The 16,767-nt window shown below is 41.4% G+C and carries 7 protein-coding genes; 2 read left to right on the forward strand and 5 right to left on the reverse strand.

Features of this window, described 5'->3' with window-relative positions; translation table 11 throughout:
- Window positions 1-15: 15 nt before the first annotated feature.
- Together OSH00_RS02855 and OSH00_RS02860 are read right to left on the reverse strand one after the other, a co-directional pair.
- Window positions 16-1,641, reverse strand: coding sequence for an inorganic phosphate transporter (locus OSH00_RS02855; protein ID WP_196075861.1), 1,626 nt, complete (start codon window positions 1,639-1,641; stop codon window positions 16-18).
- A 783-nt stretch (window positions 1,642-2,424) separates the two neighbouring features.
- Window positions 2,425-8,001, reverse strand: coding sequence for a YadA-like family protein (locus OSH00_RS02860; protein WP_266129147.1), 5,577 nt, complete (start codon window positions 7,999-8,001; stop codon window positions 2,425-2,427).
- A gap of 549 nt (window positions 8,002-8,550) precedes the next feature.
- Here OSH00_RS02860 and metH point away from each other — a divergent pair.
- Together metH and OSH00_RS02870 are read left to right on the forward strand one after the other, a co-directional pair.
- Window positions 8,551-12,240: a methionine synthase gene (gene metH / locus OSH00_RS02865; protein ID WP_266129148.1), complete on the forward strand. Its 3,690-nt coding sequence runs from the start codon at window positions 8,551-8,553 to the stop codon at window positions 12,238-12,240.
- 301 nt (window positions 12,241-12,541) lie between these two features.
- A complete protein-coding gene (locus tag OSH00_RS02870; RefSeq protein WP_266129149.1) occupies window positions 12,542-13,273 on the forward strand; it encodes a Fic family protein in 732 nt (243 codons plus the stop codon).
- A 172-nt stretch (window positions 13,274-13,445) separates the two neighbouring features.
- On the opposite strand, the gene OSH00_RS02875 is transcribed toward OSH00_RS02870, so the two are convergent.
- The 3 genes from OSH00_RS02875 to OSH00_RS02885 all read right to left on the reverse strand — a co-directional run bounded on the left by OSH00_RS02875 (window position 13,446) and on the right by OSH00_RS02885 (window position 16,575).
- A complete protein-coding gene (locus tag OSH00_RS02875) occupies window positions 13,446-13,739 on the reverse strand; it encodes a cold-shock protein (protein ID WP_196077623.1) in 294 nt (97 codons plus the stop codon).
- Between the two features lie 145 nt (window positions 13,740-13,884).
- On the reverse strand, window positions 13,885-15,411 hold the full coding sequence (locus tag OSH00_RS02880) for a DHA2 family efflux MFS transporter permease subunit (protein ID WP_266129150.1): 1,527 nt from the start codon (window positions 15,409-15,411) through the stop codon (window positions 13,885-13,887).
- Between the two features lie 6 nt (window positions 15,412-15,417).
- Window positions 15,418-16,575, reverse strand: a complete 1,158-nt coding sequence (locus OSH00_RS02885; RefSeq protein ID WP_266129151.1) for an HlyD family secretion protein — start codon at window positions 16,573-16,575, stop codon at window positions 15,418-15,420.
- Between the last annotated feature and the right edge of the window lie 192 nt (window positions 16,576-16,767).

Genomic DNA, 16,767 nt, shown 5'->3' on the forward strand with positions numbered 1-16,767 from the left:
GCAATAAGACTGATCTTAATTAAATACTTTTAACAATAACCAGAACAGTCCACCGGATAAACAAATGGTCGCAGGTAAGGTAAAGATCCAAGCCGAAAGAATCGTTTTAACCGTCGCAAAATTCAACCCAGATTTGTTGGCAACCATCGTTCCTGCAACCGCACTATTAAGTACATGTGTTGTTGATACAGGCAAACCAAAACCATCCGCAGCTGCAATAGTGGACATTGCGACAAGTTCAGCAGACATCCCTTGACCATAGGTCATATGATGCTTACCGATACGTTCTCCCACAGTCACCACAATACGCTTCCAGCCCACCATCGTACCCAGACCCAAAGCCAAGGCAACAGCAACTTTCACCCAATTTGGAATATACTGTAGAAATGAATCGAGATTTTTACGATAGTCTTTCACGACCTTGGCTTGAGCTTCATCCATTTTTGGAAGTTGATCTGCTTTTTCCAAACGTTTAAATGCTGTTGTGCTTAAATACATATCATTGCGTAAAGAAGAGACTTCAGCTTCTGGAATATCTTGAAGATTCCCAAACTTTCCAACACGCTCACCCAAATGGTCAGTCAAACTTGCCAAAGCGGGTACCACAGCAGTATTCATTTCTTTGGTTTGAATAAACTTAGTGATCGTTGCACGTGCTTGCTCGTCAGGAATATCAGCATGTTCTGCATAAATCGCTGTCGCAGTTTGACCAGACAATTGTGAAAATGACTGTAAATGCTGTTGATCCAAACCACGGTTTAAAGAATAAGCCAAAGGCACAATCCCAATCAAAATCAGCATGATAAGTCCCATACCTTTTTGACCATCATTTGAGCCATGCGCAAAGCTGACACCCGTACAGGTAAAAATAAGAATCGCACGAATCAAAGGTGGTGGTGGCTTATTGCCTTCTGGTGGCTGGAATAGTTCAAGTTGCTTTTTAAATAACTTTTTAACAATCAGGAACACCACTGCTGCAAAAGCAAAGCCAATTAAAGGAGAAAACAACAATGCTTTCCCAACTTTAATGACCTGATCCATGTCTACACCACTTGCACCACTGGAGGCATGCAAAATGTAGTTCATGATCCCCACACCTAAAATTGAACCAATCAAGGTATGAGAACTCGATGCTGGAATACCCAAAAACCAAGTACCTAAATTCCAAAGAATCGCAGCAATCAGCATGGCAAATACCATCGCAAAGCCTGCACCACTCCCAACATTCATGATTAACTCAACAGGAAGTAATGCAATGATTCCGTAAGCAACAGCACCACTTGCGACCATTACCCCAAGGAAATTACAAAAACCAGCCCACATCACTGCAACTGGTGCAGGCAAAGCATTGGTATAAATGACTGTAGCCACAGCATTGGCTGTATCATGGAAACCGTTTACAAATTCAAAGCCTAAAGCAATGAATAAAGCAGTCGCTAAAAGAATGACTGAATAAAGGCTTAAAGGAGGAACATGTGCTAAATCTGCACTAACTTGCACCCCAATATAAATCAAGGTTGCAATAATAATCGTCAGAAACACCGGCATAAAGAATTTCGGTGTAGGTACATGCACATTCGTCGATTTAGCAGCTTGAGACGATGGTGCAGAATCTGAGACGGGAGGTAAATTCGAATTCATGCAGAAGGTAAGCGAATATTAGAATGCGCTTATTGTTCAATTAAATTGTGACAATTATATGACAAATAGCTCTCCAATGAAGTGAATTTTTTACTTTTTTCACTCCATTACTTCGCAGTCCTTGCGACTTATTTTATATTTTTATCAAATATATTCAGCAACTTATAATAATTTAGCGAAATTAATTTTCGAAAAATATTACATTTCTACCTGAAATAATATTTGTAATATTTCAGTCAAATATGACAGATGAATCTATATTTCCATCGAGTATCTACGATATTTGTGACAATTTGATGAAAAAACAGACACATTTTTTGAATAAGCATTCATCAAATTTTGACAATACAACTCAGCGCTATACAAGCATGCAAATTTAAAGCCAATTTTCGTTTAAACTTGAAAATCTATAGTCAAACTGCCAGATCATTCATATAAGTGATTTGATTGCAATCATCCATACGAATCAACTTTATGCTTTTATACAAATTGTTGGAAAATTTGGGGATTCATTTCTTTTGTACTTTTGAACCATTGCTTGTTTTCCAATCATGTGGTTTTGCCTATGCAAATTGATTCAAACTTTAAATGTAAAGTATCGCAATGAAACTCTATATGATTAAACAATAGCTTCTTCGCATTGATTTTATTCAGCAAGAGAAATTATATTTTACTGTATGAGTTTCTCAACAGATTGATTCTCATAAAAAACTCAGCCCTATGAGGGGCTGAGCTTTTGAAAACTTATTTAAGAAATAATAAAATCTAAATTTCTCGTTTAGTTTATTTCCACTGATATCCCACAGATACAGCACCACCAATATTGCTACGACTATCTGCAGAAGCGCCCATTTTCCAGACAATTTTATTGCTCTCGGTAATCGCACTGATGCCTACGGCAACTGCAGTTTCACCACGATAACCAGAAAGACCTGCACTCATCATGCTCATACCTGCTTCAGTCGGTTGCGGTAAATTCCCTACAGCCATTGCACCTGCAATTCCTGCATAAGTATCATTACGTAAATCTTCCATATTTTTATTGGTGTTATAGAATGCTTGTTCTAGATTCGTTACTCGAGCATCAACAGCACCTAAAGCATCTCCTACATTGTGATAAGTTCCACCAGCAACATTATAGGTAGGTGCAGCAATTGTACCATCTGGATTTAGCGCTGAACCTCCACCCAAATATTGAGATACATGGCTGTTGGTTTGGTGCAGCTGTGAGCCATTGACTGCATCCGTAGAATCTTTACTGATTGTCCCATTCGCCAAACCACTGACTTTATTGGTGGTACCATCAATGGTGACTTTACCCACATTGACCTGATTCGCCATCACCTGATTGGCTGTGACTTGGTTTGCGGTTACTTGATTGGAGGTTACAGAGTTCAGTTTAATATCATCAGCCAAAGCCACTTGATAGTTATTTGAACCATCCGCATTGGTACTACTGCTCACTACAGTATTTTTACCAGCAGATACACTGGTTTTAGATCCTGCAACCTGCCCTTGTATTGAGGCAATGGCGTCATGCACATTGTCTTTACCGGTGTTACCAATGTTACTGGTACTGATCGTACCATCAGCATTGACTTTGGCATTTCCACCTAAGCTTGTTGCGATACTTTCAGCAGTACCATGCAATTGACTACCGTTGACCGCTTCATTCGAAGTTGCGCTCACACTACCATCAGCCAAACCTGTAATCTTGTTGGTTTGACCATCTGCTTTAATACCACCGACTGTCACAGAGTCAAAACTCACATCATCTTTAGTCGCCACTTGATAGTCTGTTGAACCATCTGCATTAGTGGTTTTGGTCACTGTAGTATTTTTACCTTCAGAAATTGTACTTTTTGAACCTGCCACTTGATCTTGTAAAGAAGAGATGGCTTGATTCGTTGCATACAATTGTGAACCGTTGACTGCATCTGTACTGGTTGCACTGAGTTGCCCCGCTGCAACATTAATGATTTGACGTTCACCACCGACTTTACCCACACTCACGACACCATTGGCTGCTGAGCCTACGCCTGCAAAAGCATAATCTTGACCAAGAATCGTCACTTTAGACGCTGAAGTCGCTGCTCGATCAGTAGATTCATGACCTAAAACAACACTGTTGGCTTGAGTTGTGGTGATATTACTACCGAATACAGACGTATTGTTTTGAGCCACCTTATTGTTATTGCCAATCGCAATTGCATTTTCACCCGCTGCACTCGCGCCTACACCCATGGCTACAGCATTTTTACCTGTTGCACCATCATTATTGTAGTTAGCACCTTGTTTACCACCATCATTAACACTGACATAGTGGGTTTTGCTGTCCTCTATGGCTTTGTTGGTCGCAAATAATTGTGAACCATTGACCGCATCTGTACTGGTTGCACTCACTTCACCTGCATTCAAGCCAGTGATCTTGCCTGTTGCACTGTCGGTGACCACTGTACCTACAGTGGTCTTGTCAAAGCTAACTTCTTTGGCTGTTGCCACGTTATAAATGCTTTGACCGTTGGCACCTTTGCTTTCGGTCACAACTATGTTGTCACCTTGGGCAACTTCTGTTTTTGCTGTCGCTGCCGATTTACCCACTTCGGTAATCGCTTCATCTACAGTGTTTTTGCCTGTTCCACCAATGTTGCTGGTAGTGATCGTACCGTCTGCATTGACGGTGGTACTGCCACCAATCGCTTTGCTGACACTGTCTGATACACTATAAAGCTGACTGCCATTGATCGCATCTTTAGAGTTGGCACTTACTGTGCCTGCTTCTAAGCCAGTGATCTTGCCTGTTGCACTGTCCGTGATCACTGTACCTACAGTGGTCTTGTCAAAGCTAACTTCTTTGGCTGTTGCCACGTTATAAATGCTTTGACCGTTGGCACCTTTGCTTTCGGTCACAACCATGTTGTCACCTTGGGCAACTTCTGTTTTTGCTGTCGCTGCCGATTTACCCACTTCGGTAATCGCCTGATTGGTTGCATAAAGTTGTGAGCCATTCACAGCATCTGTACTGCTTGCACTGACTTCACCCGCAGCCACATTGATGATTTGACGTTCACCACCGACTTTACCCACGCTGACGACACCATTGGCTGCTGAACCGGCACCTGCAACGAGATAGTCCTGCCCGTTAATACTTATTTTATCTACAACTGTTGCAGCACGGTCAGCCGATGCGTTACCCAATACCACACTGTTGGCTTGGGTCGCAGTAATGTTGTTACCTAGCAGCGCGGTATTACTCACTTCACCTAAACTAAATATCTTGTTCTTATTTCCAAGAACTGTATTATTTCCTAGTTTTGAATCTGGTGATTGAATCTCGTTATCTGAACCAAAAACATTGTTGTTATCATTGGCAATTAATGTGTTATTCCGACCAACCACTGTAGTATTATTCGCGTGAACTTGATTTGAAATCCCCAAAACAATATTATCTGGATTGCCCGAGCCTGTTATATTTTCAAAACCAATTGCAATGCTATGTAACCCATTCGCCTGATTACCAGAGCCTAAGGCAATACCATCTGTTGTAGCGATTGAGCCATTACCAATTGCAGTTGCTCTATCACCATACGCTGCTGCATTTACTCCCACAGCGACAGCATTTTTACCTACAGCCCCATCATTGTTGTAGTTATCGCCTGTTGTATCATCATCATTGATACTGACATAGTGTGTTTTGTTGTCTGTAATGGATTTTGTAATCGCTTGATTAGTCGCATAAAGTTGTGAACCGTTGATTGCATCGGTACTGCTTGCACTCACTTCACCCGCTGCAACATTGATGATCTGACGTTCACCGCCCACTTTACCGACACTGACGACACCATTGGCAACAGCCCCCGTACCCGCAACGCTATAATCTTCGCCATTGATGGTGACTTTATCCACGGCTGTTGCAGCACGATCCGTCGATTCATTACCTAATACAACACTGTTGGCTTGAGTGGTCGTGACTTTGTTACCCAAAACTTGGGTATTTTCCTGCTCTACTTTATTAGCATTACCCAATACTGTACTGTTTTTGGCATTGGTGATCGTATTATTATAACCTGCTGCTAGAGACTGAGTACTGTCAGTTATTTTGTTAAAAGCACCAATGGCAGAACTATATTCACTTGCAGTTGAGATATCATTAGCAACACCAAGACCTAAAGCACGGCGTCCTTGAATCTTATTGTTGGCACCTAAAACAGAGGAGCGCTCTCCCTCAGCCTCATTCCAAACACCAAATGCGGATGACCATTGACCTTTAGTTTTATTTTCTGCACCAACTGCAATTGAGCGATAGCCTTCTGCATTGTTGTAGCTTCCGACAGCGACACCTGAGAAATCTTTTACGGTATTGTTTGTTCCTAAAGCTAAAGCCTCATTACCTGTCACATTGTTATTGGTACCAATCGCTGTACTCGCAACAGCAGTATTACTGAGAACATTATTGGTTCCAATCGCAATACTATTTTTAGCACCACTACTTGCATTACCAATTGCAATCGCGTTATCCGCAGTTGCACTTGCTCCTATACCTACAGCAAGTGCATTTACCCCTGTTGCTCCATCATTATTATAGTTAGCGCCTTGTGTACCATTGTCATTGATACTGACATAGTGGCTAGTTGCTGCGGCTTGGGCTGCTTTAAGTTGTGACAGATTGACTGCATCTGTATCTTGGCTTGCTGCCGCAACATTGGTGATACGACGCTCACTACCCACTGCACCTACGGATACTTCACCACCAGTTGCACTTGCCCCTGCAATGGTTCCACCGACTGGCACATAGGCTGTTTCCTTACTCACATCACGAACCGCTTGACTGTTTGCACCGAGTGCTAAGCTACCGTTTACAGTGGCTTGTGCGCCCGCACCTACTGCAACAGCATCATCTGCACTGGCTTTAGCACTAGTCCCTATGCTAAGTGTACGGTTTGCTTGAACATCATTACCTGCACGATAACCTAGCGCAATATTTTCAGCACCATTGGCTCTGCTGCCTGCTGCGGTACCTAAGCCTAGATTTCTTTCGCCACGTACATCATTCCCTGCTTCACCACCAATCGCAACATTATCGCTTCCTTTCACACGCATCCCAGCTTCAGTACCTATGGCTACAAGATCCACCCCTGAACTAAGAGCACCAGTACCAAAATTTCCACCAGCGACCGAACCATCACCAGCATTACCTATAGCTACACTATTACGAGTATCTTTACTACCGGTTCTCGCCCCTAAAGCTACACTAGCAGTACCTGTAGATGCCCCCAAACCAATAGCTGAAGAGAAAGTGCCTTGAGCGTTAGCACCTACTCCAATAGCCACTGCATATAAGCCTACTGCTCCATCATTATTGTAATTGGTGTCTGGAACACCACCGTCACTAACACTGACATAGTGGGTTTGACTGTCAGCAATCGCTTTATTGGTTGCAAATAATTGTGAACCATTGACTGAATCGGTACTGGTTGCGCTGACTTCACCAGCAGCTACATTTTTAATTTGGCGTTCTTGTCCTGCTTGACCTACAGAAACCTGATCCCCCGCAGCCGTACTCCCCCCACCTGCGAAAGTATAGTTCCTACCATTAATTGTTGTACCTGTGGAGTTTACTGCTGCTACTGCTGTGTTTGAATTAGATCCTATTGCAACTGCACCTGCTTTATCCACTGTCGCACTGCTGCCAATAGCAATCGCATCTGTTTGGTTTGCAGCAACATTTGCACCCGTACCAATCGCGGTTGAATTTGTTGCACCTGCTGCTACAGTCGCACCTGCACCAATGGCCTGTGATGATGTCGCACTGGCTAATGTAGATGCATTCCCCAAAGACAAAGTATCAGCAAAAACATTAAAGGTAGAATTTGTTATTGATCTTGAGTCACCAATTCGAATATTTAAAGCGTCTGTATTATTGGCATTCATACCCGAAAAAAGATTGCGGGTTGGTCCAGATGAACCATTTATACGTGTCTGTAAAACGACACCTTCTGAATAAGATGAATTGGAAGCTCCATCTGAATTGCCTGTTATTATTACACTCGCTTGACTAGAACCTGTACATTCTCGACCTTCTGTGACCGTTCCACCATCTAATGTGTGTGTTGTCATTGTCCCCGTGCCATTAAAGCACTGTGTATCTACAGCCCATGCCGCAGGAGCAAATATGCCCATTGCTACGACCAGAGCCAATTGCTGAAAAGTTCTTGGAATCTGACCTAGAATTAAATCTGTAACTGATTGATCATTTTTCAAATAAATTGTCGAAGTTTTAGTTTTACCTTTCGCCAATTCTGAAACCGCTATCCAGGTACCTAAAGATTCATTCCAAACGACTTTATATGTTCTATTCATTGATAATTACCGTAAGTTATTCGCTTATTTATGAGACATGGTTATCATTATTTACTTGCATTGCAATATTTTTTATAACGTATGCAAAAAAATCAGCTATATCTGAAAATGATTGATTTTTTAGAATGAATAATTGACTTCTTGGTACAATTCTTGAAGTAAAAAACCGACTTTTGTTTGATCAATAACGATTTTTCATTTTTTAAAGCTTCTATGAGAATCATCAACTTCTTATTATTTTGGCTTGAAAATTATCGTCATTTATGAGGAATAACATTTTAGATTTAACCTATTAATTATTTTGTGCCCCATCCAATGAGTTTGACATTCTCACCCTGATAAAAAAAGTCACAATTAATAACTATAACGTGATAAAAATCACTATCTTGTTTTGTATTTTCTTACCTAAATCAGTTATTATTTTTATTGAAAATTAATTAAATTCATTCATTTTTCAAATCATCCTTATCGACAAAGATGAATACCTTGCTACGCTACATTCTGATAACATAGCGCTATTTTTAAAATCCGATTTTATTGAGAGTTTGAATGTCTACGCTTACCACGTTAAAAGAGCTTCTTGCCCAACGTATTCTCATAATTGATGGTGCAATGGGAACCATGATCCAACGCCATAAGCTGGAAGAAGCAGATTATCGGGGCGAGCGTTTTGCGGACTGGGCATCTGATCTCAAAGGCAATAATGACCTTTTGGTGCTGACACAGCCAGACATTATTCAAGGTATTCATGAAGCATACCTGGATGCTGGAGCAGACATTATTGAAACAAACAGCTTTAATGGTACACGCGTATCCATGTCTGACTATCATATGGAAGACTTGGTTCCAGAGATTAACCGTGAAGCTGCCCGTATTGCCAAACAAGCATGTTTAAAATATTCAACACCCGATAAACCACGTTTTGTAGCAGGCGTATTGGGTCCTACATCACGTACCTGCTCGATCTCACCCAACGTGAATGATCCCGCTTTTCGTAATATTACTTTTGATGAACTCAAAGAAAATTATATTGAAGCCACATATGCACTGATTGAGGGTGGCGCAGACATTATTCTGATCGAAACCGTATTTGATACCTTGAACTGTAAGGCTGCGATTTTTGCAGTAAAAGAAGTATTTAAACAGCTTGGTCATGAGCTGCCATTGATGATCTCAGGTACCATCACAGATGCTTCGGGTCGTACGCTAACAGGTCAAACAGCAGAAGCTTTTTGGAACTCTGTGCGCCACGGCGACTTGTTGTCAATCGGCTTTAACTGTGCTTTAGGTGCAGATGCCATGCGTCCGCATGTCAAAACGGTTTCAGACGTCGCTGATGTTTTTGTATCAGCGCATCCAAATGCAGGCTTACCAAATGCTTTCGGTGGCTATGATGAAACGCCTGAACAAACTGCTGCATTTTTAAAAGAGTTTGCTGAAAGTGGATTGATTAATATCACTGGCGGCTGTTGTGGTACAACGCCAGACCATATCCGTGCGATTTATCATGCAGTTAAAGACATCAAACCTCGTCAAGTACCTGAAACCAAACCTGCTTGTCGTTTAAGTGGTTTAGAGCCATTTAACATTTATGATGACTCTTTATTTGTCAATGTCGGTGAACGTACCAATGTCACCGGCTCTAAAAAGTTCTTACGTTTAATTCGTGAAGAAAACTATGCCGAAGCTTTAGATGTTGCTCAACAACAAGTCGAAGCTGGTGCACAAATTATCGACATTAATATGGATGAAGGGATGTTGGATTCAGAAAATGCCATGGTGCATTTTTTAAATCTGGTGGCATCCGAGCCTGAAATCTCTAAAGTTCCCATCATGATTGACTCATCAAAATGGGAAATCATTGAGGCAGGCTTAAAATGCGTGCAAGGCAAGCCCGTTGTAAACTCGATTTCTTTAAAAGAAGGTTATGACGAGTTTGTCCATAAAGCACGCCTATGCCGTCAATACGGTGCAGCGATTATTGTCATGGCATTTGACGAAACAGGTCAGGCGGATACAGCTGCACGTAAGCGCGAAATCTGTAAACGTTCTTATGATGTCTTGGTCAATGATGTCGGCTTTCCTGCTGAAGACATTATTTTTGACCCGAATGTGTTTGCTGTAGCAACAGGGATTGAGGAGCATAATAACTACGCTGTGGACTTTATTGAAGCCACTGGTTGGATCAAACAGAATTTACCGCATGCCATGATTTCTGGTGGTGTCTCTAACGTTTCGTTCTCCTTCCGTGGCAATGAGCCTGTGCGTGAAGCCATTCACTCTGTATTCCTATACCATGCTATTCAACAAGGCATGACCATGGGGATCGTCAATGCAGGTCAAATGGCGATTTATGATGACATTCCTCAACCATTAAAAGATGCGGTTGAAGATGTCATTCTCAATCAAAATCAGGGAGAAAACGGTCAGGAAGCGACAGAAAAATTACTTGAAGTCGCAGAACAATACCGTGGTCAAAGTGCTGCTCAAAAACAAGTTGAAAACTTAGAATGGCGTAATGAATCTGTTGAAAAACGTCTTGAATATGCGCTTGTTAAAGGCATCACCACCTTTATTGATGAAGATACCGAAGAAGCCCGTTTAAAATCAAAACGTCCATTGGATGTGATTGAAGGTCCATTGATGGATGGGATGAACGTTGTTGGTGATTTATTCGGTTCGGGCAAGATGTTCTTGCCACAAGTGGTGAAATCTGCACGGGTGATGAAGCAAGCCGTTGCGTGGCTAAACCCGTACATTGAAGCTGAAAAAACTGGAAGCCAATCCAAAGGCAAAGTGTTAATGGCAACCGTAAAAGGCGATGTTCACGATATTGGCAAAAATATTGTGGGCGTGGTGCTTGGCTGTAATGGCTATGATATTGTTGACCTTGGTGTCATGGTGCCATGCGAAAAAATTCTACAGACCGCAATTGATGAAAAAGTGGATATTATCGGTCTATCTGGTTTAATCACCCCATCCTTAGATGAGATGGTATTTGTTGCTAAAGAGATGCAGCGTAAAGGCTTTAAAATTCCGTTGCTGATTGGAGGAGCGACCACATCAAAAGCGCATACTGCGGTAAAAATTGACCCACAATATTCAAATGATGCAGTGATTTATGTCGCCGATGCTTCTCGTGCAGTGGGTGTTGCGACCACATTACTGTCCCAAGACATGAAGCCTGCATTTGTTGCAGAACATCGTGCTGAATATGAAAAAGTACGTGAGCGTATTGCCAACAAACAGCCCAAAGCTGCCAAGTTGTCTTATGCTGAATCGATTGAGAATGGGTTAAAAATTGATTTTGCGACTCATCCGCCAGCAAAACCAAACTTTATCGGTCTACAAACCATCACCAACTATCCGCTTGAAAAATTAGTCGATTATTTTGACTGGACGCCTTTCTTTATTTCATGGAGTTTGGCAGGCAAATTCCCGAAAATCCTACAAGATGAAGTGGTCGGTGAAGCTGCAACTGATTTATATAATCAAGCTCAAGCCATGCTCAAAGACATTATTGAAAATAAACGCTTTGATGCTCGTGCAGTATTCGGGATTTATCCTGCCAATCGTTCGGCAGCGGACTCAGTTGAAGTTTATGATGAGTCTGGTGCAAGTGTCACCCATACTTTCCACCATATCCGTCAGCAATCTGATAAAGTCACGGGGAAACCTAATTTATCCTTGGCGGATTTTGTGGCGACTCAAGCGCAAGCTCAGGATTACTTGGGAGGCTTCACGGTTTCAATTTTCGGTGCCGAAGAAATGGCGCATGAGTTTAAAGCCAAAGGTGATGACTACTCCGCCATCCTTGCTCAATCCTTAGGTGACCGTTTTGCTGAAGCATTTGCTGAACATTTGCATGAGCGTATTCGTAAAGAGTTTTGGGGCTATCAAGCTGATGAACAACTGTCGAATGAAGAATTGATCAAAGAAAAGTATGTCGGTATTCGTCCTGCACCAGGCTACCCTGCTTGTCCTGAGCATTCTGAAAAAGCATCTTTGTTTGATTGGTTAGGTACGACTGATAAGATTGGTACTCAACTGACCAGCAGTTTTGCCATGTGGCCACCATCAAGTGTCAGTGGTTTTTATTATGCGAACCCTCAATCTGAATACTTTAATGTTGGTAAAATTGCATTAGATCAGTTGGAAGACTACGCAAAACGTAAGAACTGGACTTTGGATGAAGCGAAACGTTGGTTAGCGCCGAATTTGGATGATTCGGTTTCTTAATTCATCATTCATTATATAATATAAGCAAGTTCCTCTTTGTCGAAGGGGGGAACTTGTATACAAATTGGGAGGCTTGATGGCTCCATCATGCCTTTAAAAGCAAATTTGAAAAGCTTTTATACGCACAAACATTAACACCTAAATAATTGAATATTATATCAATATCAGAAAGTTTTAATTAACACCGCAAATGCCTAGGATAAATTTACTCGCTATACAACTCATCATCCTGTAACGGTTAGATTTTATAGCCATCATTATTTCATATATAATTATTTTATTGCATATGCTGAGATAAAACATGTTTGAGATCATTGATGATTTAAAAGCTAAATTGGATCAGCATCGACCTCTTTCTCCTACGATTGTTAAAAATCTACACGAAGACCTCGTTTTACGTTGGACTTATCACTCCAATGCCATTGAGGGTAATACCTTAACTTTGTTAGAAACAAAGGTTGTCCTTGAGGGAATTACAATAGGTGGTAAGGCATTAAGGGAGCATTTTGAAGCGATCAATAATCGTAATGCAATTTTGTATGTTGAAGATATTATCAAAAGCCAAGAACCCTTTTCAGAATGGCAAATTCGTAATATTCATCAACTCATTTTGAAAAATATTGATGACGAAAATGCTGGGCAATATCGCCAACAAAATGTATTAATCTCAGGAGCTACGGCTCTTCCACCAGACCATACATTGCTCAATGATAAAATGACTCGGTTTATTGACTGGTATAATCGCGATGCTCAAAAATTGCATCCTATTGAACGGGCAGCCAAAGTCCACGCAGTTTTTGTAGCGATCCACCCTTTTGTTGATGGAAATGGACGTACATCTCGATTATTGATGAACCTTGAATTGCTTAAATCTGGTTATCCTCCAAGTGTAATTACTGTAGAAAATCGATTAGCTTATTATGAAGCCTTAGGTCAATGGATGGCGAATGATCATACTGAACCATTTATTCATTTGGTAGCTGATGCCGTATTGGATGGATTTAAACCTTATCAGATGATTTTAGGAATTTAAGAGGAAAATCCTATTCTTAATCATACATAGGATAGATTATAGACAAGAAATCGTGAATCCCACACCCGCTTAAAATTCGCAATATTTTTCTGTTTTTAAAAGTCGGGAGTTCAGGGAAATTTTTATAGAAAAAATTAGAGGCATTTTTAAATGCCTCAATTCTCAACGCGAATTACTTTCTAAAATTAGACAACAACGTATTGGTAATGGCTTTATTATTTTCAACTACTCTGGTCTTTTTGGCCTTAGCAGACTGATCTTCTACACGTTCAATTTTAGTTGCTTTGAACTTACCATTATTTTCAACCACGATAAACTTAACTCGTTCGTTACGCTTCGGTTCACCCTCAGCAAGCGGAAAATCAGAAATATGAAAGAAGATATCCTGCTCAAGCCCACCAATAAATCCAAAGCCTCTTTCAGCATCGTATTGTTTAATTTTTCCTTGTTGGAATTCAGGCTTCATACATATTCCTCATCGTGGTACACAATCTGCATATTATAACCTGATCTTGATGAATAGATAAAATACGGCCTATCTGTCAACGAAACATAAAAAAATAGCCACAAAAAAGCCCGCTTTTCAGCAGGCTTTCAATCACAGTTAAAATTTAATGGGCATGTCCTGCGCCCACATTACCTTTCGGCTTTGGGCATAACCAGATAATTAATCCTGCAAAAATAAACACCATCGCAAAAATCAAAAACACATGATTGACTGAAAGTGTTAAAGCTTCCTTATCCACCAAATTGGAAATCGTCCCCAAAGCCATTTCTGGACTAAAACCGCTATTGACCAAATTGCGCTGAGTTTCTTCGACATGCATGGTCGACACGATTTCACTCCGTGCCAACTTGGTGTGGTCATCCCAAATCGTCACAGCCAGAGAAGCACCAATTGCTCCCGCCATGGTTCGCATAAAGTTCATTAGACCCGCAGCAGAAGCGACTTCATCCGGACGAACCACACCCAAGGCAATATTAGACAAGGGAATAAAGAAGAATGGAACAGCAAAACCTTGAATAATCTGTGGCCAAGCCAATGCCATAAAATCTGCATCAGTGGTCCAAAACGAACGCATCAAGGTCACGCCACCCAGAACCATCAAACCAAAACTCGACAATGCTCTTGGATCATATTTGGTTGCCATTTTTGCCACAATCGGTGACATCATCAAACTACCGAAGCCCATCGTTGCAGTGAGATAACCTGCCCAAGAAGCGGTATAGCCCAAGTTAATCTGTAACCATTGTGGAATCAAAACAATACTGCCAAAAAATGCAGCAAAGGCAAACGCCAGCGAAATTGTAGCAATGGTAAAACCACGGTATCTGAAAATCTGTATATTGACGATAGGATGTTTTTCGTAATATTCCCAGATAAAAAAGGCAATAAATCCAACCACCAAAATCACAGCCAAGATACAAATAAAGGTATTATTAAACCAATCTCGCTCATGCCCTAGATCCAGCATGAGCTGTAATGCCCCAATCCAGATAATCAGCAAAGTTAAACCTATCGTATCAATCGGCAATTTTGCAATCGGGGTTTCTGCTGTTTTCATCAAACGCATGACACCCAAAGCACAGATCACCCCTACTGGGATGTTGATAAAGAAAATCCAGTGCCATGACCAGTTATCACTGATCGTTCCTCCCAGAATTGGACCTAAAATCGGACCTACAACCGTGGTCATTGCCCACATCCCCATGGCTTGAGAATGCTTTTCAGGAGGAAAAATACGCATCAACAGTGTTTGGCTGAGTGGCATGATTGGACCACCAAACAAACCTTGACCAATACGACAGATCACCAACATCGCCAAACTATTGGATAAACCACATAAAATGGAGAATGTGGTGAAACCGATCAAACTGATGGTAAATACCCGCACAGCGCCAAAGCGCCCAGCCAGCCAGCCTGTTAAAGGCACACAGATGGCTTCCGCAACGGCATAGGACGTGATGACCCAAGTTCCTTGTGAACTTGAAACCGCTAGGCTTCCCGTAATATGGGGTACAGAAACATTGGCAATGGTCATATCCAGTACGACCATAAAATTGGCGAGGGCTAAAAAGAATGCAGCGAGCAGTAAGCGCCCACCCTTCAGCTCATTTTGAAATGTTGCCGTATTCATAAGCAACTACTTCGCTGATGAGGTATCAACCTCAGCATTCATGGACAAACCCACACGTAACGGGTGTTCAGCCAGCTCCTTAGAATCGAGTTTGATCCGCACGGGTAGACGTTGAACCACTTTAATCCAGTTACCCGTTGCATTTTGTGCAGGAATCAAAGCAAATGCAGAACCTGTTCCTCCAGAAAAACCAATCACTGTACCGTGATATTCAACGTTTTTTCCATATAAATCAGAAGTTAAAGTCGCCTTTTGACCAACTTTGACATTTTTTAACTGGCTTTCTTTAAAGTTTGCATCGACGTATAGGTCAGCAATTGGAACAATCTTCATCAAACTTACACCAGGTGCAACACGCTGCCCAATTTGAATACTGCGGCGTGCCACAACGCCATCGAGCGGCGCTTTAATTTCAGTACGCTGTAAATCTAAAAGTGCCTGATCAAGTTTTGCCTGAGCCACCAAAACATCAGGTGTTGAACTCTGTGAAGTACCACGAATCAAAGCTTCGTTGGCATCCAGATTACTTTGTGCTGCTTTTCGTTTTGATTCAGTTTGCGCAAGCGCAGCTTTTGCCACATCAACGCTGGCCTTGGCATTATTTAAAGCGCTTTGCGCTTTGCTAAATTCTTCCTTCGAAATTGCACCTGTTGCACTTAACTGCTGACGACGAGCAAATTCTTGTTGGGCTTGTTGATAAGCGACTTCAGCTTGTGCCACTTGTGCTTTAGCACTATTTATATCGTCTGTACTGACCAAAATTTGCGAGGACAATGAGCTGCTATTTGCAGAACTTTGTGTATATTGACGTTTGGCTTTGGTTAGCGCGGCTTCTGCTTCAGCAACCGCAATCTTGGCATCACGATTGTCAATAATTGCCAATACATCGCCTTTTTTGACCTGCTGCGTATCACTGACTAAAACTTCAGCCACCTGTCCACTGACCATTGAGGTGATTTCAGCTGTTTCAGCACCGACGTAAGCATTGTCCGTTTCAACCGTATTACTAAACACTAAAGCCCAAATTGCATATAAGATTGCTGCTGCGACAACAATAATGGCAAAAATCTTCAGCATTTTTTTACGTTTTTGTTTAGCTTCCAAATCTGTGCGTGCTTCATTTTCATCATTTGGGGAGACATTCGTCGTTTGCGCTTCAGTCATCGCATATTCCTAGCTTACTTGGACCTGTCAAAACATCAGTGCACTGTAAGGATATAAACTGAACAATAGCTTAATCACTTTTTGGGGTTTTGCTTGATGGTTGAAGAAGTCAAGGTCTTAAAATTGTGGTGCTCAATTTTACAGGTAAAAATCATATTATGAGAATAAAAATATTACTCTAAAGTTTATCTT

Origin of the sequence: Acinetobacter nematophilus (genome assembly GCF_026344175.1) — a bacterium.
Taxonomy (GTDB): domain Bacteria; phylum Pseudomonadota; class Gammaproteobacteria; order Pseudomonadales; family Moraxellaceae; genus Acinetobacter; species Acinetobacter nematophilus.